The organism is Kitasatospora sp. NPDC059722 (genome assembly GCF_042733235.1).
Taxonomy (GTDB): domain Bacteria; phylum Actinomycetota; class Actinomycetes; order Streptomycetales; family Streptomycetaceae; genus Kitasatospora.
In genome coordinates this window covers 77,897-98,429 of record NZ_JBHWGD010000020.1, presented here as the reverse complement: position 1 = coordinate 98,429, position 20,533 = coordinate 77,897, and the positions used below count along the sequence as shown (strand labels likewise).

Annotated in this window: 21 protein-coding genes; 10 read left to right on the top strand and 11 right to left on the bottom strand. The window is 72.6% G+C overall.

All coding sequences use genetic code 11. The features are described 5' to 3' along the window. Positions 1-303: 303 nt before the first annotated feature. The 4 genes from ACFV4F_RS16055 to cobU form a co-directional block, all read right to left on the bottom strand. On the bottom strand, positions 304-1,803 hold the full coding sequence (locus tag ACFV4F_RS16055) for a leucyl aminopeptidase (protein ID WP_380437646.1): 1,500 nt from the start codon (positions 1,801-1,803) through the stop codon (positions 304-306). Positions 1,804-2,064: 261 nt separating this feature from the next. Continuing rightward, positions 2,065-2,844, bottom strand: a complete 780-nt coding sequence (locus ACFV4F_RS16050) for an adenosylcobinamide-GDP ribazoletransferase (protein ID WP_380502929.1) — start codon at positions 2,842-2,844, stop codon at positions 2,065-2,067. 84 nt (positions 2,845-2,928) lie between these two features. After that, on the bottom strand, positions 2,929-4,044 hold the full coding sequence (locus ACFV4F_RS16045) for a nicotinate-nucleotide--dimethylbenzimidazole phosphoribosyltransferase (protein WP_380437650.1): 1,116 nt from the start codon (positions 4,042-4,044) through the stop codon (positions 2,929-2,931). A 28-nt stretch (positions 4,045-4,072) separates the two neighbouring features. Beyond that, positions 4,073-4,645 carry a bifunctional adenosylcobinamide kinase/adenosylcobinamide-phosphate guanylyltransferase gene (cobU, locus tag ACFV4F_RS16040; protein ID WP_380437652.1) on the bottom strand — a complete coding sequence of 191 codons (573 nt, stop codon included), beginning with the start codon at positions 4,643-4,645 and terminating at the stop codon, positions 4,073-4,075. 96 nt (positions 4,646-4,741) lie between these two features. Between cobU and ACFV4F_RS16035 the strand changes: the two genes are divergently transcribed. Further along, positions 4,742-4,942, top strand: a complete 201-nt coding sequence (locus ACFV4F_RS16035; protein ID WP_359967816.1) for a hypothetical protein — start codon at positions 4,742-4,744, stop codon at positions 4,940-4,942. 26 nt (positions 4,943-4,968) lie between these two features. Here ACFV4F_RS16035 and ACFV4F_RS16030 read toward each other — a convergent pair whose 3' ends face one another. Continuing rightward, complete coding sequence (locus ACFV4F_RS16030; RefSeq protein ID WP_380437764.1) at positions 4,969-5,679, bottom strand: class I SAM-dependent methyltransferase; 711 nt, start codon at positions 5,677-5,679, stop codon at positions 4,969-4,971. 218 nt (positions 5,680-5,897) lie between these two features. Continuing rightward, the gene (locus ACFV4F_RS16025) at positions 5,898-6,494 is read right to left on the bottom strand and encodes a DUF3043 domain-containing protein (RefSeq protein ID WP_380437654.1); all 597 of its coding nucleotides are present in this window, start codon (positions 6,492-6,494) and stop codon (positions 5,898-5,900) included. A 300-nt stretch (positions 6,495-6,794) separates the two neighbouring features. On the opposite strand from ACFV4F_RS16025, the gene ACFV4F_RS16020 reads away from it, so the two are divergent. Together ACFV4F_RS16020 and ACFV4F_RS16015 are read left to right on the top strand one after the other, a co-directional pair. Continuing rightward, complete coding sequence (locus tag ACFV4F_RS16020; protein WP_380437655.1) at positions 6,795-7,601, top strand: PspA/IM30 family protein; 807 nt, start codon at positions 6,795-6,797, stop codon at positions 7,599-7,601. A 36-nt stretch (positions 7,602-7,637) separates the two neighbouring features. Further along, entirely contained in the window at positions 7,638-7,931 is a 294-nt protein-coding gene (locus ACFV4F_RS16015) for a hypothetical protein (RefSeq protein ID WP_380502926.1), read from the top strand. A gap of 98 nt (positions 7,932-8,029) precedes the next feature. Here ACFV4F_RS16015 and nadA read toward each other — a convergent pair whose 3' ends face one another. After that, positions 8,030-9,214, bottom strand: coding sequence for a quinolinate synthase NadA (gene nadA, locus ACFV4F_RS16010; protein WP_380437657.1), 1,185 nt, complete (start codon positions 9,212-9,214; stop codon positions 8,030-8,032). Positions 9,215-9,603: 389 nt separating this feature from the next. Between nadA and ACFV4F_RS16005 the strand changes: the two genes are divergently transcribed. Both ACFV4F_RS16005 and ACFV4F_RS16000 read left to right on the top strand, forming a co-directional pair. After that, positions 9,604-10,068 carry an Lrp/AsnC family transcriptional regulator gene (locus tag ACFV4F_RS16005; RefSeq protein WP_359967830.1) on the top strand — a complete coding sequence of 155 codons (465 nt, stop codon included), beginning with the start codon at positions 9,604-9,606 and terminating at the stop codon, positions 10,066-10,068. A 195-nt stretch (positions 10,069-10,263) separates the two neighbouring features. Continuing rightward, complete coding sequence (locus ACFV4F_RS16000; protein ID WP_380437659.1) at positions 10,264-11,631, top strand: pyridoxal phosphate-dependent decarboxylase family protein; 1,368 nt, start codon at positions 10,264-10,266, stop codon at positions 11,629-11,631. A gap of 71 nt (positions 11,632-11,702) precedes the next feature. On the opposite strand, the gene ACFV4F_RS15995 is transcribed toward ACFV4F_RS16000, so the two are convergent. After that, positions 11,703-12,563 (bottom strand): GNAT family N-acetyltransferase, encoded by an 861-nt coding sequence (locus ACFV4F_RS15995; protein WP_380502923.1) that lies wholly within the window; start codon positions 12,561-12,563, stop codon positions 11,703-11,705. A gap of 244 nt (positions 12,564-12,807) precedes the next feature. On the opposite strand from ACFV4F_RS15995, the gene ACFV4F_RS15990 reads away from it, so the two are divergent. Then, a complete protein-coding gene (locus tag ACFV4F_RS15990) occupies positions 12,808-13,161 on the top strand; it encodes a HesB/IscA family protein (RefSeq protein WP_380437663.1) in 354 nt (117 codons plus the stop codon). 96 nt (positions 13,162-13,257) lie between these two features. On the opposite strand, the gene ACFV4F_RS15985 is transcribed toward ACFV4F_RS15990, so the two are convergent. Both ACFV4F_RS15985 and ACFV4F_RS15980 read right to left on the bottom strand, forming a co-directional pair. Continuing rightward, complete coding sequence (locus ACFV4F_RS15985; protein ID WP_380502920.1) at positions 13,258-13,956, bottom strand: hypothetical protein; 699 nt, start codon at positions 13,954-13,956, stop codon at positions 13,258-13,260. Between the two features lie 103 nt (positions 13,957-14,059). After that, positions 14,060-14,269 (bottom strand): hypothetical protein, encoded by a 210-nt coding sequence (locus ACFV4F_RS15980; RefSeq protein WP_380437667.1) that lies wholly within the window; start codon positions 14,267-14,269, stop codon positions 14,060-14,062. 257 nt (positions 14,270-14,526) lie between these two features. Between ACFV4F_RS15980 and ACFV4F_RS15975 the strand changes: the two genes are divergently transcribed. Then, positions 14,527-15,504, top strand: a complete 978-nt coding sequence (locus tag ACFV4F_RS15975) for a carbohydrate kinase family protein (protein ID WP_380437669.1) — start codon at positions 14,527-14,529, stop codon at positions 15,502-15,504. Here ACFV4F_RS15975 and ACFV4F_RS15970 read toward each other — a convergent pair. Further along, positions 15,497-17,122, bottom strand: coding sequence for a cysteine desulfurase/sulfurtransferase TusA family protein (locus ACFV4F_RS15970; RefSeq protein ID WP_380502917.1), 1,626 nt, complete (start codon positions 17,120-17,122; stop codon positions 15,497-15,499). The genes ACFV4F_RS15975 and ACFV4F_RS15970 overlap by 8 nt on opposite strands. Positions 17,123-17,358: 236 nt before the next feature. Between ACFV4F_RS15970 and coxB the strand changes: the two genes are divergently transcribed. Genes coxB through ACFV4F_RS15955 form a run of 3 tightly spaced genes read left to right on the top strand, consistent with a single transcriptional unit; the run spans position 17,359 to position 20,401 of the window. Next, on the top strand, positions 17,359-18,213 hold the full coding sequence (gene coxB, locus ACFV4F_RS15965; protein WP_380437673.1) for a cytochrome c oxidase subunit II: 855 nt from the start codon (positions 17,359-17,361) through the stop codon (positions 18,211-18,213). After that, the gene (gene ctaD, locus ACFV4F_RS15960) at positions 18,210-19,985 is read left to right on the top strand and encodes a cytochrome c oxidase subunit I (RefSeq protein ID WP_380437675.1); all 1,776 of its coding nucleotides are present in this window, start codon (positions 18,210-18,212) and stop codon (positions 19,983-19,985) included. Before coxB ends, ctaD begins: the two co-directional genes overlap by 4 nt. Further along, positions 19,985-20,401 carry a cytochrome c oxidase subunit 4 gene (locus tag ACFV4F_RS15955; protein ID WP_380437677.1) on the top strand — a complete coding sequence of 139 codons (417 nt, stop codon included), beginning with the start codon at positions 19,985-19,987 and terminating at the stop codon, positions 20,399-20,401. The genes ctaD and ACFV4F_RS15955 overlap by 1 nt, the downstream gene beginning before the upstream one ends. The last annotated feature ends 132 nt before the right edge of the window (positions 20,402-20,533 follow it).

The following is a 20,533-nucleotide window of genomic DNA, read 5'->3' as shown; positions in this document are numbered from 1 at the left end:
TCGGAAGCCTTTGTGGGGCGCCCAGTCGTGCCGGAAATACATCTTCGCACTTGTTCACGGCGGCTGATGTCCGGGTCCGCCCCGCGGGTGTCCCACCGGGTGGTCACGGGGGTGGGAACACCCCCGACGGAAGGGCATCATTGCAGCTCAACGCCGGGTTGACAGCCACCGGGCGGGCGCTGTGACGGCCTTCGGGCGCCGCTGCTTCCGCACTGCGGAACAAAGTTTCGCCCGCAGCGAACAGGGGTGCGGGGCCGGGTGGCGGCCTACCTGCGGGTAACCCCTCCGAACGGGTGGGCCGGGTCAGGCCTTCGCCGCCGCCGTCCGCTCGGCGTAGGCGAGCAGGGTGCGCACCGCGCTCGCGGTGCCGCCCTTCGGGGTGTAGCCGAACGGCGCGCCCTCGTGGAACGCCGGGCCGGCGATGTCCAGGTGCGCCCAGTCGGTGCCCTCGGCCACGAACTCCTTCAGGAACAGACCGGCCACCAGGCCGCCGCCCATGCGCTCGCCCATGTTGGCCAGGTCGGCGATGGTCGACTCGGTCATGCCCTTGCGCAGCTCGGCCGGCAGCGGCATCGGCCAGGACTGCTCGCCGACCTCGCCCGCGACGGTGTGCAGGGTCTCGCGCAGCTCGTCGTTGTTGGACATCACGCCGAAGGTGCGGTTGCCCAGGGCCAGCACCATGGCGCCGGTCAGGGTGGCCACGTCGACGATGGCGTCCGGGTTCTCCTCGCCGGCGCGCACGATCGCGTCGGCCAGCACCAGGCGGCCCTCGGCGTCGGTGTTCAGCACCTCGACGGTCTTGCCGCCGTACATGCGCAGCACGTCGCCCGGGCGGGTGGCGGAGCCGGACGGCATGTTCTCGGCCAGCGCGAGCCAGCCGGTGACGTTGACGGCCAGGCCGAGGCGCTTGGCCGCGACCACGGTGGCGAACACGGCGGCGGCGCCGGCCATGTCGCACTTCATGGTCTCGTTGTGGCCGGCCGGCTTCAGCGAGATGCCGCCCGAGTCGTAGGTGATGCCCTTGCCGACGAAGGCGAGCGTGGCCTTGGCCTTCGGGTGGGTGTAGGCCACCTTCACCAGCCGGGGCGGGTTCGCCGAGCCGTTGCCGACGCCCAGCAGGCCGCCGAAGCCGCCCTTGGTGAGCGCCTTCTCGTCCAGCACCTCGACCTTGAGGCCGTGCTCCTTGCCGGCGGCCTGGACGATCGCGGCGAAGCTCTTCGGGTTCAGGTCGTTCGGGGCGGTGTTGACCAGGTCGCGGGCCCGGTTCATCTCCTCGCCGATCGCGGCGGCGCGCTCCACGGCGGCCTTGGAGTCCTTGCTGCCCTTGCGCGGGGCCAGCACGACGAGCTCGCCGACCGGCTCCTTGCCGCCCTCGCCCTTGTAGGTGCCGAAGGCGTACGAGCCGAGCAGACCGCCGAGGGCGACGGCCTCGACCTCGTCCGCGGACTCGGCGGGCAGGGCCAGCGCGGCCTTCTTGGCGCCGGCCAGGGTGCGGGCGGCGACACCGGCGGCGCGGCGCAGCGTCTCCAGGCCGTAGCCCTCCTCGGCCGCCTCGCCGAGGCCGACCGCGAGCACGAGCGCGGCCTTCAGCCCGGCGGGAGCGGGGACCTTGACGGCCTCGCCCTCGGCGCCGGTCGCGCCCAGGGTGGTGAGGACCTCGGCCAGCTTGCCCTCGAACGCCTCGTTCACGGCGTCGGTGCCGGCGGCCAGCACGATGCCCTTGGGGCCCTTCGCGACACCGACCACCAGCGCGTCCGCACGCAGCGAGGCGGCGGCGGAGGTGCTCACAGACAATGCAGTCACGTAATGCGTCCTGTTCTTTCGCGGTCCACGGCCGGGTGCGGCGAGGCTGCCGCACCGGCGCAGCCCGGCGGGCGTCGCGGGTGTCCCTCCGGCGCGGTCCGGGTCCGGGTCCCCTGGCTACGCGCACCCGCCGTTCGCGGACACGCACACCAGAGGCCCCGGCTCCACGCTCGGCGCCGGGCGGGCAGGACCTGCGACGGTGCAGGGCTGCGGTGCTCCCCGCATGGTAGTCCGCATGGTGGGATCACGCGCCGCCCGGTGTCAGGCCAGCAACGCCAGGGCGAACAACGAGCCGGTCGCGGCGGTCTCCGCCGCGGCGCCGAGCACGTCCCCGGTGATGCCGCCGAAGCGCCGTACGCAGCGGCGGAGCAGCAGCCACGCGCAGCCGACCCCGAGGGCGAGGGCCAGGGGGAGGCGGACGGATGACGAGCCGTCAAACAGGCCGAGAATGGCCAGAAGGAGCGCCGTCGCGGCCGTCGCGGCCAGGGCGGCCGGGGGAGCGACGGTGCTCGCCACCATCGCCCCGAGTCCGCCCGGCCGCGCGGGCGGAACCGACCGCAGGCAGCCCCATGCGAGCGCGCACCGCGCGGCCACCGCGGAGCACACAACCGCCAGCGCCCCGCGCAGCGGCGAGTGCCCGAACTGTCCGGCCAATGCGGCGATCTGGGCGAACAGGGCGAGAAGCAGCACAAGTACGCCGAAGGGCCCGATATCGGACTGCTTCATGATGCGCAGCGCGCCCTCGGCGGGCTTCCCGCTGCCCAGTCCGTCCGCGACGTCCGCGAGCCCGTCCAGGTGCAGCCCCCGGGTGAGCGCCGCGAGCACGCCCACCGCCGTGACCGCCCCGAGCAGCCCGCCCGCCCGCCAGGCGACGAGTGCCCCGGCCCCGGCCGCGATCCCGCCCAGCACGAGTCCCACGGCCGGCGCCAGCACCATGGCCCGCCCCCCGGCCGCCCGGTCCCACCGCTCGACCCGCACCCGCAGGACCGACAGCGTCCCGAACGCGAACCGCAGCCCGTCGCCCCAGCCGGCCCGCTCCACGACGTACTTCCTAACTGTGTGAGACGGCGGACGGCGGCCCGAAAGCCGAGCCGCCGTCCGCCGGTTGTCCGTACCGGTGCGCGCCTACAGCCGCCGCAGCAGGTCCGCCGCCGACGGCAGCCTCGGCTGCTCCTTGGGCGCCGCCGGCACGTACGCGCGCGGCGCCTCGTCCGCGAGCGCGTCCCCGGCGGCCTGGAGCAGCGGCAGCGCCAGCAGCGCGCCGACGCCCTCGCCCATCGTGATCCCCTGCTCCTGCATCGGCGTCAGCGTCAGGCGGTCGTACGCCTTGGCCTGGGCCGGCTCCCCGCTGGACTGCCCGGCGCGCCACCACTCCGGCGCCCGGAACGCGATCCGCTGCGCGACCAGCGCGCAGGCCGCCGAGACGACCCCGTCCAGCACGACCGGCAGCTTGCGCACGGCGGCCTGGAGCAGGAAGCCGGTGATGGCCGCGAAGTCCGCGCCGCCGGTGGCGCCGAGCAGCGCCAGCTGGTCGCCGAGGACCGGCCGGGCCCGCCGCAGCGAGTCCCGGATGGTCGCGCACTTGACCATCCACACGCGGTCGTCGATGCCCGAGCCGCGCCCGGTCACCGCGGCGGCGTCCGTCCCGCACAGGGCGCCGATCAGCACCCCGGCGACGGTCGTCGAGCCGACCCCGAGGTCACCGAGGAGCACCAGGTCCGTCCCGGCGTCGGCCTCCTCGTCGGCGACGGCCATGCCGGCCCGGAAGGCCCGGACGGTCTCCTCGGGCGTGAGGGCGTCCTCGATGTCGATCCGCCCGGAGCCGCGCCGGATCCGGTGGCCGACCACCTCGTCCGGGAAGTCCGCCGGGTCGGTGTCCACCGCGACGTCGACGATCCGCACGTCGGCGCCGTACCGGGAGGCCAGCCGGGCGACCGGCGCGGTGCCGTCGAGCACGGCCCGCACCCGGGCCGCGGTGCCGCCCGCGGCGGGCAGCCGGGACACCCCGAGCGCGGCCACGCCGTGGTCGGCGGCGAACAGCAGCACCTTGGGCGCCGAGACCGGCCGCACCGGGGAGCGCCCCTGCACGGACGACAGCCAGCTGCCCAGCTCCTCCAGCTTGCCGAGCCCGCCGCGCGGCCGGTCGGCCGCCTGCCAGCGTTCGTCGGCGGCCCGCCGGGCGCTCTCGTCGGGGCGCTCGACGAGCGAGGAGAACGTATCGAGATCCACGGTCGTGTCCATCGTCCGAGAGGCTACACGCCGCAGGTGTTCACGCTGCGGCTGGCTTGACCGTCAGAACCTGCCCGGCCACGACCAGCAGCACACGCTGCGAGGCGTCCGCCACGGCCATGTTGAGCCGTCCCAGGGTGTCGCGGAAGCGGCGGCCGGCCGCGGTCGCCGGGACGACGCCCATGCCGACCTCGTTGCTCACGGCGACGACGTGCCGCCCGGTCGCCGCCCAGGCCCGTGCGAGGGCGTCGCACCGCCGCTGCACGGCGGCCTCGGCGCCGCCGGCCCAGGCCGCGTCGTCCCAGGCGCCGCACTCGTCCATCACCGAAGTCAGCCACAGCGCAAGGCAGTCGACGAGCACCGGGGCCGGATCGGCGGTGTCCGCGAGGACCGCCTCCAGGTCGCAGGTCTCGGCGGTGCGCCAGCTCGCCGGGCGCCGCTCGCGGTGCAGGGCGACCCGCTGGGCCCACTCGGCGTCGCCGTCCCGGGTGCCGCCGGTGGCGACGTACAGGACGTCCGCCCGGTCGGCGAGGAGCAGTTCGGCCTTGGTGGACTTGCCGGAGCGCGCACCGCCGAGGAGGAGCGTGCGGGAGGGTTCGGGGTGGGTCGCCATGGTTCCCATCCTGCCGGACCGGGCATACGGAAGATCGTGCCGGGCAGGCTAAGGTGCGCAGCACACTGGCAGGGTCGTCGGCGGGAGGAGCCGGGCATGGTCTGGACGTGGCGGTACGAGAAGGCGGACGGCACCGAGGTGGCGCCGGGCGTCGGGCACGAGGAGTTCGCCGGCCAGGGCGACGCCGAGACCTGGATCGGCGAGACCTGGAAGCAGCTCGCCGAGGACGGTGTCGACAACGCCGTCCTGCTGGACGACGACCGGGTCGTCTACTCGATGAGCCTGCACGAGGACTGACCGGCGCAACCGCCCGTCAGGGGGCGCTACTTGGCCCCGATGACGTGCAGCAGCGCGGCCACCTGCCGGTAGGGGTCGGTGCGCCCGGCGCGGTCCTCGGCCTCCAGCAGCTGGGCCAGCTGGCGCCCGTCCACCGGCGGGGCCGCGTCGTCGGGGGCGTTGTCGGTGAAGACCCGCACGCCGTACCAGTGCTTGAGCGGCACCGAGACCTCGGAGAGCGTGACGGACAGGTCGGCGAGCCGGTCGGCGCGGGCGGCCAGTCCGAGCCGGTTGTAGTAGCGGTCGCTCTCGAACGCGTGCAGGGCGGCCCGCCAGTCCCCGGCGGCGGCGGGCCGCAGGGCGAGCGCGTCGCGGTTGCGGACGAGCAGCGAGAGCAGTCCGCCGGGCGCGAGCAGCCGGGCCAGCGAGGCGATCATCGGGTCCGGGTCGGGCAGGTACATCAGGACGCCGTGGCAGAGCACGACGTCGAAGCTGCGCGGGCCGAACCAGCGCCCGCACTGGTGGCCGTCGCCGCTGAGCAGCTGGATCCGCCCGCGGACCTCGGGCGCCTCCTCGGCGAGCGCCCCCTGGGCGACGCCGAGCGCGACCGGGTCGGAGTCGATGCCGGTGACGTAGTGGCCGGCCCGGGCCAGGCGCAGCGCCTGGGTGCCCTGGCCGCAGCCGATGTCGAGGACGCGCTGCGCGGTGCGGCCGGCCAGCTGGTCGGCGAGCTGTCGGCTGACGAGCTCCTGGCGCACGAAGTTGCGCAGTCCGCCGAGCCGGTCCAGCCACGCGGCGGTGCCGCCGGCGAAGGAGCCGCTGCGGGAGGGCAGCCGGCGCTCCTGGCCGGCCCGCTCCTGGCCCGCGCGCTCCTGGCCGAGCCGGTCGTGCCCGCCGTCGCCCTGCCCCGGCAGCGCGTAGAGGCCGGGCCCCTCCCAGGACGGCGGGGCCCAGCCGGAGTCCACCGGTTCGGCGGTCAGGGCCGCTCCCCGCGACGGACCTGCGGCTTGGGCAGCCGCAGCCGGCGCATCTGCAGGATGCGCATCAGGCCGTAGGCGACCGTTCCGCGGGTGTTCTGGCCCGCGAAGCGCTCGCCGAGCTGCTTGCGCAGGCCGAGGCCGAGGCGGACGAAGTCCAGCGCGACCAGCACGAAGAACAGCAGGAACAGCAGGGTGGACAGCAGCTGCAGGGCCGGCACCTTGACGATGCTGAGGACCAGGATGAGCACGGCCGCGGGGAGGAAGAACTCGGCCAGCGACCAGCGGGCGTCCACGTAGTCGCGGGCGAACTTGCGCACCGCGCCCTTGTCGCGCGCGGGCAGGTGGCGCTCGTCACCGTCCATGAGCGCCTGGCGCTGCTTCTCGCGCTCGACCCGCATCCGGTCGCGGGCCTGCTTGGCGGCCTCCTTGCGGTCCTTGGGCACGACCACCCGGGTACGCCGGTTGGCCTCGGCCTCACTGCGCTTGGGAGTGGGCCGGCCCTTCTTGGCCTGCGGGTCGCGGGCCTGGGTCGTCTCGTCCTGCTTCTCCAGCACGGTGGAGGCAGCGGCATCATCTGAACGGCGTCGGAACACACCACCAGCGTACGGGGTGCGGCGGCGCTTCTCGGGGCGGCCTCGGACGCAAACGCGTATCGATCCGCGAGGTGGGAACCCACCCGGGGTTTTCCGGCCCCTTCCCGTAGGGGATCAGTCGGGTGGAGGATTGGGGGGATGAGAATGGGATCCACCCGGGGGATGAGGAAGAGGCACCCAGCGCTGTAGCAGTCTTGTTGCAGGCAGGTGCACTGCGGCGACGGGCTCGCTGCACATACACTCGTCGTGTCTGGTAACGAGATAGAGACCGCAGGCCGGAGAAGGGGGCACCCGAGGCCCATGAGCGACGGAATCATGAAGCGTATGGGGTTGATCTTCCGCTCCAAGGCGAACAAGGCCTTGGACCGGGCGGAGGATCCCCGTGAGACGCTCGACTACTCCTACCAGAAGCAGCTCGAACTGCTGCAGAAGGTACGGCGTGGCGTCGCGGACGTCGCGACCTCGCGCAAGCGCCTGGAACTCCAGCTGACCCAGCTCCAGCAGCAGTCCGCGAAGTACGAGGACCAGGGCCGCAAGGCGCTGTCGCTCGGCCGCGAGGACCTCGCGCGCGAGGCGCTGACCCGCAAGGCCAACATGCAGTCCCAGATCAACGACCTGGAGGCGCAGTACCAGGCGCTCCAGGCCGAGGAGGAGAAGCTCACGCTCGCCTCCCAGCGGCTGCAGGCCAAGGTGGACGCCTTCCGCACCAAGAAGGAGACCATCAAGGCCACCTACACCGCGGCCCAGGCGCAGACCCGCATCGCCGAGTCCTTCTCCGGGATCTCGGAGGAGATGGGCGACGTCGGCCTGGCGATCCAGCGCGCCGAGGACAAGACCGCGCAGATGCAGGCGCGGGCCGGCGCGATCGACGAGCTGCTGGCCTCCGGCGCGCTCGACGACGCGAGCGGTCTCGGCCGCAAGGACGACATCGAGGCGGAGCTGGAGCGCGTCGCCGGCGGTTCGGACGTCGAGCTGGAGCTGGCCCGCATGAAGGCCGAGCTGTCGGGCGGTCCGGCTGCCGGCCCGGCCGCGATCGAGCAGGGCAAGCCGCAGCAGCAGCCGCACGATGCGCCGCAGGACACCCCGCGCATCAACTACAACAAGTGAGCTGAGCTCCACCCACGAACCAGGGAGACGCACGGCATGATCATGAGGGTCATGGGTGAGGGGCAGTACGAGGTCGGCGAGGCCCACCTCAACCTGCTCAACGAGCTCGACGCGGAGCTCGTCACCGCGGTCGACTCGGGCGACGAGGAGCTCTTCCGCTCGGCGTACGGCAAGCTGCTGGACGCCGTGAAGCAGTACGGCACCAGGCTGCCGGACGACTCGCTGGAGCCGTCCGAGCTGATCCTGCCGGCCGCGGAGGCGACGATCGACGAGGTCCGCGCGCTGCTGATGGCCGATGACGAGGGCGTCATCCCCGGGTACCCGGAGTAGCCTTCCGCACCGCTCGGCGCCAGACGAAAGGGCGGGCCCCCTCCACTCGGAGGGGGCCCGCCCTTCGTGCGTCCGCCGCTGTTGCGGCAGGGCGAGTGTTACGGCAGGGCGAGCATCCGGTCCAGCGCCGCCTTGGCGTACCGCTCGGTCTCCGGGTCGACGGTGATCACGTTCGGCACCCGGCCCTCGACCAGCGACTCCAGCGCCCAGACGAGGTGCGGCAGGTCGATCCGGTTCATGGTGGAGCAGAAGCAGACCGCGCGGTCCAGGAAGACGATCTCCTTGTCCGGGTGCGCCTTGGCGAGGCGGCGGACGAGGTTCAGCTCGGTGCCGATGGCCCACTTGGAGCCGGGCTCGGCGGCGTCGAGCGCCTTGATGATGTACTCCGTCGAGCCGACCATGTCCGCGGCGGCGACGACCTCGTGCTTGCACTCCGGGTGCACCAGGACGGTGACGCCGGGGATGCGCTCGCGGACGTCGTTCACCGAGTCCAGGCTGAACCGGCCGTGCACCGAGCAGTGGCCGCGCCAGAGGATCATCTTGGCGTCGCGCAGCTGCTCGGCGGTCAGGCCGCCGTTCGGCTTGTGGGGGTTGTACAGGACGCAGTCGTCCAGCGAGAAGCCCATGTCGCGCACCGCGGTGTTGCGGCCGAGGTGCTGGTCGGGCAGGAACAGGACCTTCTGCCCCTGCTCGAAGGCCCACTCCAGGGCGCGCTTGGCGTTGGAGGAGGTGCAGATGGTGCCGCCGTGCTTGCCGGTGAAGGCCTTGATGTCGGCGGAGGAGTTCATGTACGAGACCGGGACGGTCACGTCGGCTATGCCGGCGTCGGTCAGCACGTCCCAGCACTCGGCGACCTGCTCGGCGGTGGCCATGTCGGCCATCGAGCAGCCGGCCGCGAGGTCGGGCAGGACGACCTTCTGGTCGTCGCCGGTGAGGATGTCCGCGGACTCGGCCATGAAGTGCACGCCGCAGAAGACGATGAACTCGGCCTCCGGGCGGGCCGCCGCGTCCCGGGCGAGCTTGAACGAGTCGCCGGTGACGTCGGCGAACTCGATCACCTCGTCGCGCTGGTAGTGGTGCCCGAGGATGAAGACGCGCTCGCCCAGCGCGGCCTTGGCCGCCCGGGCGCGCTCGACGAGGTTCGGGTCGGAGGCCGGGGGGAGGTCACCGGGGCACTCGACGCCGCGCTCGCTGTTCGGGTCGGCCTCCCGGCCGAGCAGCAGCAGAGCGAGCGGCGTCGGAGTGGGGTCGACGCCGTAGGTCTCGGTGATGGTGGTGGTCACGGGCGGGTGCCCTTCTGTGCGGCCGATCAAGCGGTGAAGCCTTTTCGTCTATCTGACACTATCTATGATAACCGGTTAGCGTCAGAGTGACGATGGCCATCCTGTCGATGTGACGAGAACCGCTTGCCGGATCGGATGCTTCCTGGCGTGGCCGAATCGGTATCCGGGCGGCTCCGGGTGTGCGCCGAGCGCCGGGGGCCGCACTCGCGAGAAGATCGTGCTGCCGGTGACCTGAACCACGAGTGGCGCCCTGGTGTACGCCTCCCGGTCATCTGTCAGCGGTGAACTCGCTCATGTCATCCGCCAGAATGGATGCCGAACCGTTTCGGCAGACCGGCCACTGCCGTCCCGTCCGCCGATCCCCGCACGACCCGTGGAGCCCCGCACCGATGAGCAGCAGCCGAGCGCACGAGGTGACCGGGGCGGACCTGGACGAGACCGACCGGCTGCTCCTCGCCCGGCTCGGCAGCGACGGCCGTGCCTCCTACGCCGAGATCGGCCTCCAGGTGAACCTCTCCGCCACCGCCGTCCGCCGCCGGATCGACCGGCTGCGGGCGCGCGGGGTGGTCCGCGGCTTCACCGTGGTGCTCGACCCGGCCGTGCTCGGCTGGCAGACCGAGGCCTTCGTCGAGGTGTACTGCCGCGAGCGGACCGCCCCCGAGGAGATCCTCGCGAGCCTGCGCCAGTTCCCCGAGGTGGTCGCCGCCTGGACGGTCACCGGCGACCCGGACGCCCTGGTCCACCTGCGCGCCGCCGACATGCGCCACCTGGAGGCCGTCATCGAGCGCATCCGCCGCGAGCCCGGGGTCCAGCGCAGCCGCTCCTCCGTCGTCCTGTCCCAGCTGATCGGCTGACCCGGACGGCCCTCTCCGGGGCGTACGCAGGAATCCTGCGCGGACCGGCCCGAAGACGCTCGAAACCTGCCTGACCAGCCGCGTTCCGACGCGCGGCCCACCCCCTTCGCTGCCTACGCTGATCACGTCCGGTCAGCGCGGTGAACGCTCCCCGCCCGGCCGGATCCCCCGACCCCACAGCCGAGAGGGACAGCCGTGTCCGCAGCACCCGACCGCATGCACCGGCCCGACAACGACCTGGTCGACCTGGTATTCGACTACATGCGGGAGCGGCTGCAGTACGACCCCGTCCCGCTCGACCACCCCGGCGACGGCGAGCACCTGCGCGCCCAGCTGGCCGGCCTGCTGAACCCCGAGGGCAACAGCCCGGCCGACGTGCTCAAGCTCTACGACCACGAGCTGTCCCGCGCCGTCATCTCCGCCGACAGCCCGCGCTACCTGTCCTTCATCCCGTGCGCCCCCACCAAGGCCGCGCTGCTGTTCGACATGGTCGTCTCCTGCGCCTCCCTCCAGGGCATCTCCTGGCTGGAGGCGGCCGGCGCGATCGCCGCCGAGAACCAGGTGCTGCGGCTGATCGCCGACCGCGCGGGCCTGCCCGAGACGGCCGGCGGCTGCTTCGTCTCCGGCGGCTCGGCGGGCAACCTGTCCGCCCTGGTCGTGGCCCGCGACACCGCGCGCCGCAAGCTGGGCGTCGGGCCGGAGGCACGCCTGCGCATAGCCGTCGCCGACCAGGTGCACTCCTCGGTCAAGAACACCTTCAACATCATCGGCGTCGAGGCCTTCAAGGTCCCGACCGTCGACCGGCGGTTCACCGGCGAGGCGCTGCGCGCGGCCCTGGCCGCCGACCCGAACCCCGAGACGGTGATCGCGGTCGTCGGCACCGCCGGCACCACCAACGAGGGCATCGTCGACGACCTCCAGGGCCTCGCCGAGGTCGCCCGCGAGCGCGACATGTGGTTCCACGTGGACGGCGCCTACGGCGGCGCGGGCCTGTTCGCCCCCTCGGTCCGGGCCCGCTACAACGGCATCGAGCACGCCGACTCCTTCGTGGTGGACCCGCACAAGTGGCTGTTCGCCCCGTTCGACTGCGCCGCGCTGATCTACCGCAACCCGCAGCTCGCCCGGGCCGTCCACACCCAGGACGCCTCCTACCTCGACGTCCTGCACACCGAGGGCGACGAGTGGAACCCCACCGACTACGCCTACCACCTGACCCGGCGCGCCCGCGGCCTGCCGCTCTGGTTCTCGCTCGCCGTGCACGGCACCCAGGCGTACACCGACGCCATCGAGACCGGCCTCAAGCTGGCGCAGGACACCGCCCGGCTGATCCGCGACACCGAGCACCTGGAGCTGCTGTTCGACCCGCAGCTCTCCGCGGTCTGCTTCAAACGCACGGGCTGGACCAACGACGACTACTACCGCTGGTCGCAGCAGCTGCTCGCGGACCAGATCGGCTTCGTCACCCCCACCGGCTGGGACGGCGAGACGGTCGCCCGCTTCGCCTTCCTGCACCCGGGCACCACGATGGAGATGGTCCGGGAGATCCTGGACACCATGGCCTGAGCCCCGCACACCTCACCGCGGCCCCGCCGGAGCACCTCCGGCGGGGCCGCGGCGCGCCCACGGGAAGGCCGCTACAGGAAGGCCCCGTTCGGCAGGTACGGCGCCGGCGGCCGCATCCCGTGCAGGCCGACGTAGCCCCCGGGCTCCGGGCTGAGCCCCACCTCCAGGCCGACGTCCAGCGCCCACTCCTGCTCGGCGGTGAGGAAGTCCACCCGCGCCCGCACCCCCTCCGGCACCCGGGCCAGCGCCTCGCGCAGCAGCCGGGCGGCGATCCGCTTGGAGGTGGCGGCCAGCAGCTTCACCTCGCCGCCGTCGCGGTAGCAGTAGCCGCTGCCGGCCAGCGCGTCGGCGATCAGCAGCTCCTCGAAGTGGCCGAGCATCAGCTCGTGGTCCGGCCCGTGCGCCGAGCCGCGCAGGCGCCGGTCCACCGAGTCCAGCAGGTGCAGGTGGGTCGCGTTGCCGCGGTGCACCGGGATGTCCCCGGGGTCGACCAGGCCGGCCCGGTCCACCCGGCCGTCCAGCCGCATCGCCGGGTGCAGCGTGAACCCGGCCAGCCGGTAGCGGCGGGCCGCCGCCGCGGACTGCGGCACGCACACCATCCCGCGCAGGCACCCGCGCCCGTGGGCCGCCGCCCGCTCCAGCAGCAGCCGCCCGACGCCCTTGCCCTGCGCGTGCGGCCGGACGGCGAACAGGGACGGCATCCACAGCCCCTCCCGGCGCATCGACAGCACCACGCCGACCGCCTCCCCGGCGCTCTCGGCGAGCCAGCAGCCCGACGGATCCGTGCGGGCCAGGTGTCTGGTGCGCGCCGACTGGACCGGCGTCGGTGCCGCGCCCGGGGTGCTGGGCCCGGAGGCGGCGGACGAGGCGAGGGCGATCTCCTGGACGGCCTCCGCGTCGGCGGCGGTGTCCCTGACCTGGCGCAGGATCATGCTCACCATCCTGGCGTCCGCGGCGCCGCCGCGAGGCCGCTTCGCCCGGATCGGGGGCTCGGGCGGTGCCCGCTCCATCCGGGTTGTGCGAGCATGGGAACCGTAGGGGACGCGGGTGGCACACCCGGCCCACGGAAAATCCGCCGCCGAGAGGCCGCAAAACCACAGCCGTCAGGGAAATGAATCCGGACGGCCTTTGGTTGGCACTGGCGGCAGACCGTTCTCAAAGACCGGGAGAAAGCAGATGACCGTCCAGGACGAGACCACCGTAGAGAGTGGCATCCTCCTCACCGATGCCGCCGCGGGCAAGGTCAAGGCCCTGCTGGAGCAGGAAGGCCGCGACGACCTCGCGCTGCGTGTCGCCGTCCAGCCCGGTGGCTGCTCCGGCCTGCGTTACCAGCTGTTCTTCGACGAGCGCTCGCTCGACGGCGACGTCGTCAAGGACTTCGGCGGTGTGAAGGTCGTCACCGACCGGATGAGCGCCCCGTACCTGGGCGGCGCCACCGTCGACTTCGTCGACACCATCGAGAAGCAGGGCTTCACGATCGACAACCCGAACGCCACGGGCTCCTGCGCCTGCGGCGACTCGTTCAGCTAGGCCCCGGCGGCCCAGCGCTCGAACGACTGACGAAGGCGGCCCCGGGGAGCACCCCGGGGCCGCCTTCGTCGTGCCCGCGTCCGGCTACTTCTCCCGTTACTTCGCGGCGCCGTCCGGCGAGACCGGGTCCGGGCCCATGTGCGGGTCCGCCTCCAGCGGGAGCGCGTTGCCGGTGGACAGGTCGTTCACCGTCCGCCCCGCCAGCGGCGCGCGCAGGTCGGCCGTCACCGTCTGCCGCTTGGCCAGCTCGCTGCACACCTGCCCGGACTTCACCGGCGCCGCCACGACGACCTTGACGTCCACCTGGCCCGGGTGCGACTCGTCCGCCTTCAGCGCGTACTGCTGGCACACCCCGCCGTAGAAGTACACGGTCAGCTTGTTGCTGCCGTCCACCCGGTAGGTGACCGCCGGACGCGCCGCCGGCGACGGCCCGTTCGGGTTCGGCTCGCCGACCGCGATGCCGGGTCCCGGGGGAGTGGCCCCCGTCGGCTGCGCCGGGGCCGGCGGCACCGAGCCCGGGGTCGTCCCGGCCGGTGGCGGAGCCGTGGCCGACGAGGCCGACCCGCCGGAGGCGCCTGCGGTGGGCGCGCCCGCGGACGCGCCGGCCGACGCGCCGTCGGACGGCACCGGCGCCACCGGGGAGCCCGTCGCCGTCGCCGCGGCCGTCGCCGTGGCCGCCGCCTCCGAGGACGACTTGCCGTCCCCGTTGCACCCGGCCACCGTCACCGCCGCCGCCAGCACCAGACCCGCCAGCGCCACCGCCCGCCGACCGCGCGGCATCCTCTCCTGCTCCATGTGCACATCCTCCCGAGGGCTCAGCGGTGCCGCCTCCGGGGCCGCTCCGCGCGGATGTGACGTGGCCCGGACGGATCCGGTTCCGTCCGGGCCCCAGGAAGCCTCAGTTGCCGTACTCGGCCATCCCCGCGACCAGCCGCTGGGCGCCGGACGGCACCCGGAAGCCGGCGAGCGAGGGGGCGCTCGGCTGGGGGCCGGCCGCCAGCAGTGGCCAGAACCGGCGCAGCCGCCGGGAGGAGTCCACCAGGGCGTCGAGCGTCTCGCCGTCCGCGTCGCCGCGCAGCACGGGGAGCGAGGAAGGGCTGGGCATCATCGGGCACCGCTCCGATCCGGGTCGTGCCGCGGCCGCACTGCCGCGGTCACCGGGGCCGGCCGGTCCGGCGCGCCCCTGCGGCCAACCTAGGACCACGTTCTTCCCGCCCACCAGTGCTACTCGGAGGTAGTACACGTTCGCCCGCAGCCGGTGCCATTTCCGGCACTCGTGGGACCTCGTGGCGCCCGCCCGGTACCGTGAACGGGTTAACAACCCCGCTCGCCCATGGCCCTGCCGCCATCCTGAGGAGACCTCCCGTGCGCATCGCCGTCGCCGGCTCGATCGCTACCGACCACCTGATGACGTTCCCCGGCCGGTTCGCCGACCAGCTGGTCGCCGAGCAGCTCCACACCGTGTCGCTGTCCTTCCTGGTCGACACCCTGGACATCCGCCGCGGGGGCGTCGCCCCGAACATCGCGTTCGGCATGGGCGTGCTCGGGCTGAACCCCATCCTCGTCGGCGCGGCCGGGGCGGACTTCGCCGAGTACCGCAGCTGGCTGGAGCGCAACAACGTGGACTGCCGGTCCGTCCACATCTCCGAGACCCGCCACACCGCCCGGTTCATGTGCACCACCGACGAGGACCACAACCAGATCGCCTCGTTCTACACCGGCGCCATGGCCGAGGCCCGCAGCATCGAGCTGAAGCCGATCGCGGACCGCGTCGGCGGCCTGGACCTCGTCCTGATCGGCGCGGACGACCCGCAGGCGATGGTCCGCCACACCCAGGAGTGCCGCACCCGCGGCTACGCCTTCGCGGCCGACCCCTCCCAGCAGCTGGCCCGCCTGGAGGGCGACGACATCCGCGAGATCGTCGACGGCGCCGCGTACCTGTTCACCAACGAGTACGAGGCCGCGCTGATCGAGAGCAAGACCGGCTGGGACGCCGACGAGATCCTCGGCCGGGTCGGCACCCGGATCACCACCCTCGGCAGCAAGGGCGTGCGCATCGAGCGCAAGGGCGAGCCCGCCATCCTGGTCGGCTGCGCCCCCGAGGAGACCAAGGCCGACCCGACCGGCGTCGGCGACGCCTTCCGGGCCGGCTTCCTCACCGGCCTCTCCTGGGACCTGGAGCTGGAGCGCGCCGCCCAGCTCGGCTGCATGCTCGCCACCCTGGTGATCGAGACCGTCGGCACCCAGGAGTACGAGCTGCGCCCGGCCGCCTTCCTGAAGCGCTTCGAGAACGCCTACGGCGCCGACGCCGCCGCGGACGTCCGCTCGCACCTGGTCAAGTAGTCCGCCGCACCAGGTAGGCCGAGCCCCGGTCGCCGCCGTAGTCGGCGGCCGGGGCCTCGCCCGCGTACTCCTGGCCGCGCATCCCGCACCAGGCCGGGATGTCGAGGCGGGCCGCCTCGTCGTCCGCCAGCACGGCGACCGTGTCGCCCACCGGCACCTCGCCGATCCGCTTGGCCAGCTCGATCACCGGCAGCGGGCAGCGCTTGCCGAGCGCGTCGATCACTGTGACTCGCCCGCTCGCCTCCGGGCGCGCCCTCCGGGTGCCCGGTGCCGACGCTCCTCGCTCCCCCGCTCCTTCGCTCTCGGCGCCGGCCCGCCCTTCGGCTCGGGGCGGTGTCCCCATGGCGGGCTCCGGCGCCGGCAGGTCCAGCCCGAGCGGCGCCCGGACGCCGGCCACCAGCTCCGGCAGGACGGTCAGGAACCGCTCGACGTCCGCCTCGGCCGTCCCGTACGGCAGCGAGACCCGGACGTTCCCCTCGGTGAGCACCCCCATCGCGGCCAGTACGTGGCTGGGCGTCAGCGTGGACGAGGTGCACGACGAGCCGGAGGAGACGGCGAATCCGGCCCGGTCCAGCTCGGTCAGCAGCACCTCGCCGTCCACGTACAGGCAGGAGAAGGTGACGATGTGCGGCAGCCGCCGCACCGGGTCGCCGACCACCTCGACCTCGGGCACCAGCTGCGGCACCCGGCCCCGGATCCGCTCCACCAGCGCGTGCAGCCGGGCGTTCTCCCGCTCGGCCTCGGCCCGCACGGCCCGCAGCGAGGCGGCGGCCGCCACGATCGCCGGGACGTTGACGAAGCCGGGCACCCGGCCGCCCTCGCGCTCGTCGGCCGGCAGCGGCGAGGCGTACCGGACGCCCTTGCGCACCGCCAGCACCCCGACCCCGGGCGGCCCGCCCCACTTGTGCGCGCTCGCGGCCAGCAGCGACCACCCGGCGGGCACGCCGACCCGGCCGGCGCTCTGGGCGGCGTCGACCAGCAGCGGGACCCCGGCCTCGCGGCAGAGCCCGGCGACCTCCTCGACCGGCTGGACCGTCCCCACCTCGTGGTTGGCGCTCTGCAGCGCGGCCAGCGCGGTGTCCTCCCGGAGCAGCCCGGCGAAGCCGTCCGCGGCGACCCGGCCGGCCCGGTCCACCGGCGCCACCGAGACGGATCCGCCGGCCGCCTCGTGCTTCTCGGCGACGTGCAGCACGCTGGAGTGCTCCACCGCCGAGTGCACCAGGTGCCCGCCGCGCCGCCGGTTCCCGGCCAGCGCGCCCAGCATGCCGAGCTGGACGGCCTGCGTGCCGCTCGCGGTGAAGGAGATCTCGTCGGGCCGGGCGCCGAGCACCTCGGCGACCGTCTCGCGGGAGGCGTCCAGCAGCATCCGGGCCTGCCGTCCGGACCGGTACAGTCGCGCCGGATCGGCCCACCCCTCGTCCAGCGCGGCGGTCAGGGCCTGCCGCGCGACGGGGTGGAGCGGCGCCGTCGAAGCCACGTCGAAGTACACGGTCACATTTAACGACACGCCGGGCCGCTCCGGAGCCCGGCGCAGGTGCTCACCGCCCGTCAGTCGATCATCCCGAATGTCCGCTTCGTCCGCGTCCGACGGACCGTCACCCACGTTGCGGGAGGTCATCCCCCGATCGGGGGTACGGACCTCGAATGCCTGCGGTGACCTGCGGCGCAGCCCCTGCCGGGCCTGATCGGGCGACCGGGCGGCGCGTTACCGGGGGCTGCCCGTCAGGAGCGCATAAGGCTGGAGTAGGGTTTGGCCCGCATAAGCATTCAAACCGTGCCCGTGGACGGGTCGCCGGGGAGGGCAGTCCTCCTCGGGGCGACGCGAAGGCGGGCGAGACTTCGGGAAGGCGCTACGTGAGTCCCAACGGCTCCGACCGCTCGCCGCGGCGCACGATGCGGCGGAAGCTGCCTCAGGCGCTGGCACTGGGCCTCGTCATCGCGACCGCCACCGGCTGCTCGGCCAACGACCTCCCCAGGCTTGGCCTCCCGAGCCCCGTCACCAAGGAAGGACCCATGGTCCTTCAGATGTGGCAGGGCTCCTGGATCGCGGCGCTGGTGGTCGGCGTACTGATGTGGGGTCTGATCATCTGGAGCGTGATCTTCCACCGGCGCAGCCGCACCGGCGTGGAGATCCCCCCGCAGACCCGGTACAACGTGCCCATCGAGGCGCTCTACACCGCGGTCCCCATCATCATCGTCTCGGTGCTCTTCTACTTCGTCGCCCGCGACGAGAACAAGCTGACCGCCGTCTCCGCGAAGCCGCAGCACTACGTCAACGTGGTCGGTTTCCAGTGGAGCTGGGCGTTCAACTACGAGAACACCGAGAACCCCGACCCGGCCAACAAGGACGCCGCGTACGAGGTGGGCACCCCCAAGGACGCGCCCACGCTGTGGCTGCCGGTCAACGAGACGGTCCAGTTCCGTCTCACCTCGCGTGACGTCATCCACGACTTCTGGCCCGTCAACTTCATGATGAAGATGGACGTCGTGCCGGGCGTGGTGAACAAGTTCGAGGTCACGCCGACCGTCAAGGGCGAGTACAGGGGCAAGTGTGCCGAGCTCTGCGGCACCGACCACTCGCGCATGCTGTTCAACGTCAAGGTCGTCGACCGAGCCGACTACGACAAGCACCTGGCTGACCTCCGGGCCAAGGGCCAGGCCGGCGCGGTGCCCTCGGGCGTCATCTCCATGGGAAGTGAAGAGAAGTGACCATCCTCAACGAGCCCGCCGCGGCCGGCGGGGGCGCCGAGGCCGTCACGGTCGGGGCGCAGCGGACCCGCAAGCCGGGTGCGACCATCATCAAGTGGCTCACGACCACTGACCACAAGACGATCGGCACCCTGTACCTGGGCACGTCGTTCGCCTTCTTCCTGATCGGTGGCATCCTCGCCCTGGTCATGCGTGCCGAGCTGGCTCGTCCCGGGACCCAGATCCTGTCGAACGAGCAGTTCAACCAGGCGTTCACGATGCACGGCACGATCATGCTGCTGATGTTCGCGACCCCGCTGTTCGCGGGCTTCGCGAACTGGATCATGCCGCTCCAGATCGGCGCACCGGACGTGGCCTTCCCGCGTCTGAACATGTTCGCGTACTGGCTGTACCTGTTCGGCTCGACCATCGCGGTCGCCGGCTTCCTCACCCCGAACGGCGCCGCGAGCTTCGGCTGGTTCGCCTACTCGCCGCTGTCGGACGCCGTGCACTCGCCGGGTGTCGGCGGCGACATGTGGATCATGGGTCTGGCCTTCTCCGGCTTCGGCACGATCCTCGGTGCGGTCAACTTCATCACCACGATCATCTGCATGCGCGCTCCGGGCATGACGATGTTCCGCATGTCGATCTTCGTGTGGAACGTCCTGCTGACCGCGGTGCTGGTCCTGCTGGCCTTCCCGGTGCTGGCCGCCGCGCTGTTCGCCCTGGAGGCGGACCGCAAGTTCGGTGCGCACGTCTTCGACCCGACCAACGGCGGTGCGCTGCTCTGGCAGCACCTGTTCTGGTTCTTCGGTCACCCCGAGGTGTACATCATCGCGCTGCCGTTCTTCGGCATCGTGTCGGAGATCATCCCGGTCTTCAGCCGCAAGCCGATGTTCGGCTACTCCGGCCTGATCGCGGCCACCATCGCGATCGCCGGTCTGTCCGTGACGGTGTGGGCGCACCACATGTACGTCACCGGACAGGTGCTGCTGCCGTTCTTCTCCTTCATGACCTTCCTGATCGCGGTCCCGACCGGTGTGAAGTTCTTCAACTGGGTCGGCACCATGTGGAAGGGCTCGCTGAGCTTCGAGACCCCGATGCTCTGGACGGTCGGCTTCCTGGTCACCTTCCTCTTCGGCGGTCTGACCGGTGTCCTGCTGGCCTCCCCGCCGATCGACTTCCACGTCTCGGACTCGTACTTCGTCGTCGCCCACTTCCACTACGTGGTCTTCGGCACCGTCGTCTTCGCGATGTTCGCCGGCTTCCACTTCTGGTGGCCGAAGATGACCGGCAAGATGCTGGACGAGCGCCTCGGCAAGATCACCTTCTGGACGCTGTTCTTCGGCTTCCACACGACCTTCCTGGTGCAGCACTGGCTCGGCGCGGAGGGCATGCCCCGCCGCTACGCCGACTACCTGGCCTCGGACGGCTTCACCACGCTGAACACCGTCTCGACCATCGGCTCGTTCGTGCTCGGCATGTCGATCCTGCCGTTCCTGTACAACGTCTGGAAGACGGCCAAGTACGGCGAGAAGGTCGAGGTCGACGACCCGTGGGGCTACGGCCGTTCGCTGGAGTGGGCGACCTCCTGCCCGCCGCCGCGGCACAACTTCCTCACCCTCCCGCGGATCCGCTCCGAATCCCCGGCCTTCGACCTCCACCACCCGGAGATCGCCGCGCTGGACTACCTGGAGAACCACGGTGAGGAGGCCAAGCACCTCGCCGGCGTGACCCCGGCGAAGTACGACGCCCCGCAGCTGGGCAAGGGCAAGAAGGACGGCGACGCCTGATGAAGGAACAGGGAAAGATCTTCCTCGGCCTGGCGGTCTTCGTCCTGGCGATGGCGATCACCTACGGCCTGTGGACGACCCACTCGGACCACGGCGTCGAGGCCGCCGGCACGACGGCGCTGTTCCTGGCCTTCGCGCTGTGCGCCTTCATCGGGTACTACCTCGCCTTCACCGCCCGCCGGGTGGACAGCGGCGCGGGTGACAACCCCGAGGCCGAGGTCGCGGACGACGCCGGTGAGCTGGGCTTCTTCGCCCCGCACAGCTGGCAGCCGCTCTCGCTGGCCATCGGCGGCTCGCTGGCCTTCATGGGCGTGATCTTCGGCTGGTGGCTGCTGTTCTGGTCGATCCCGATCATCCTGATCGGTCTGTTCGGCTGGGTCTTCGAGTTCTACCGGGGCGAGAACCAGAACCAGTAGGTTCCGCCGCACCGGCAGGGGGGGGGGGGGGGCCCCCCCCCGCCCCGGGGGGGGGGGGGGCCCGCCCGGGGGGGGGCGCCCCCCCCCGCCCGCCGGGGCGGGGGGGGGGCCCCGGCGCGCCCCCCCGGCGGC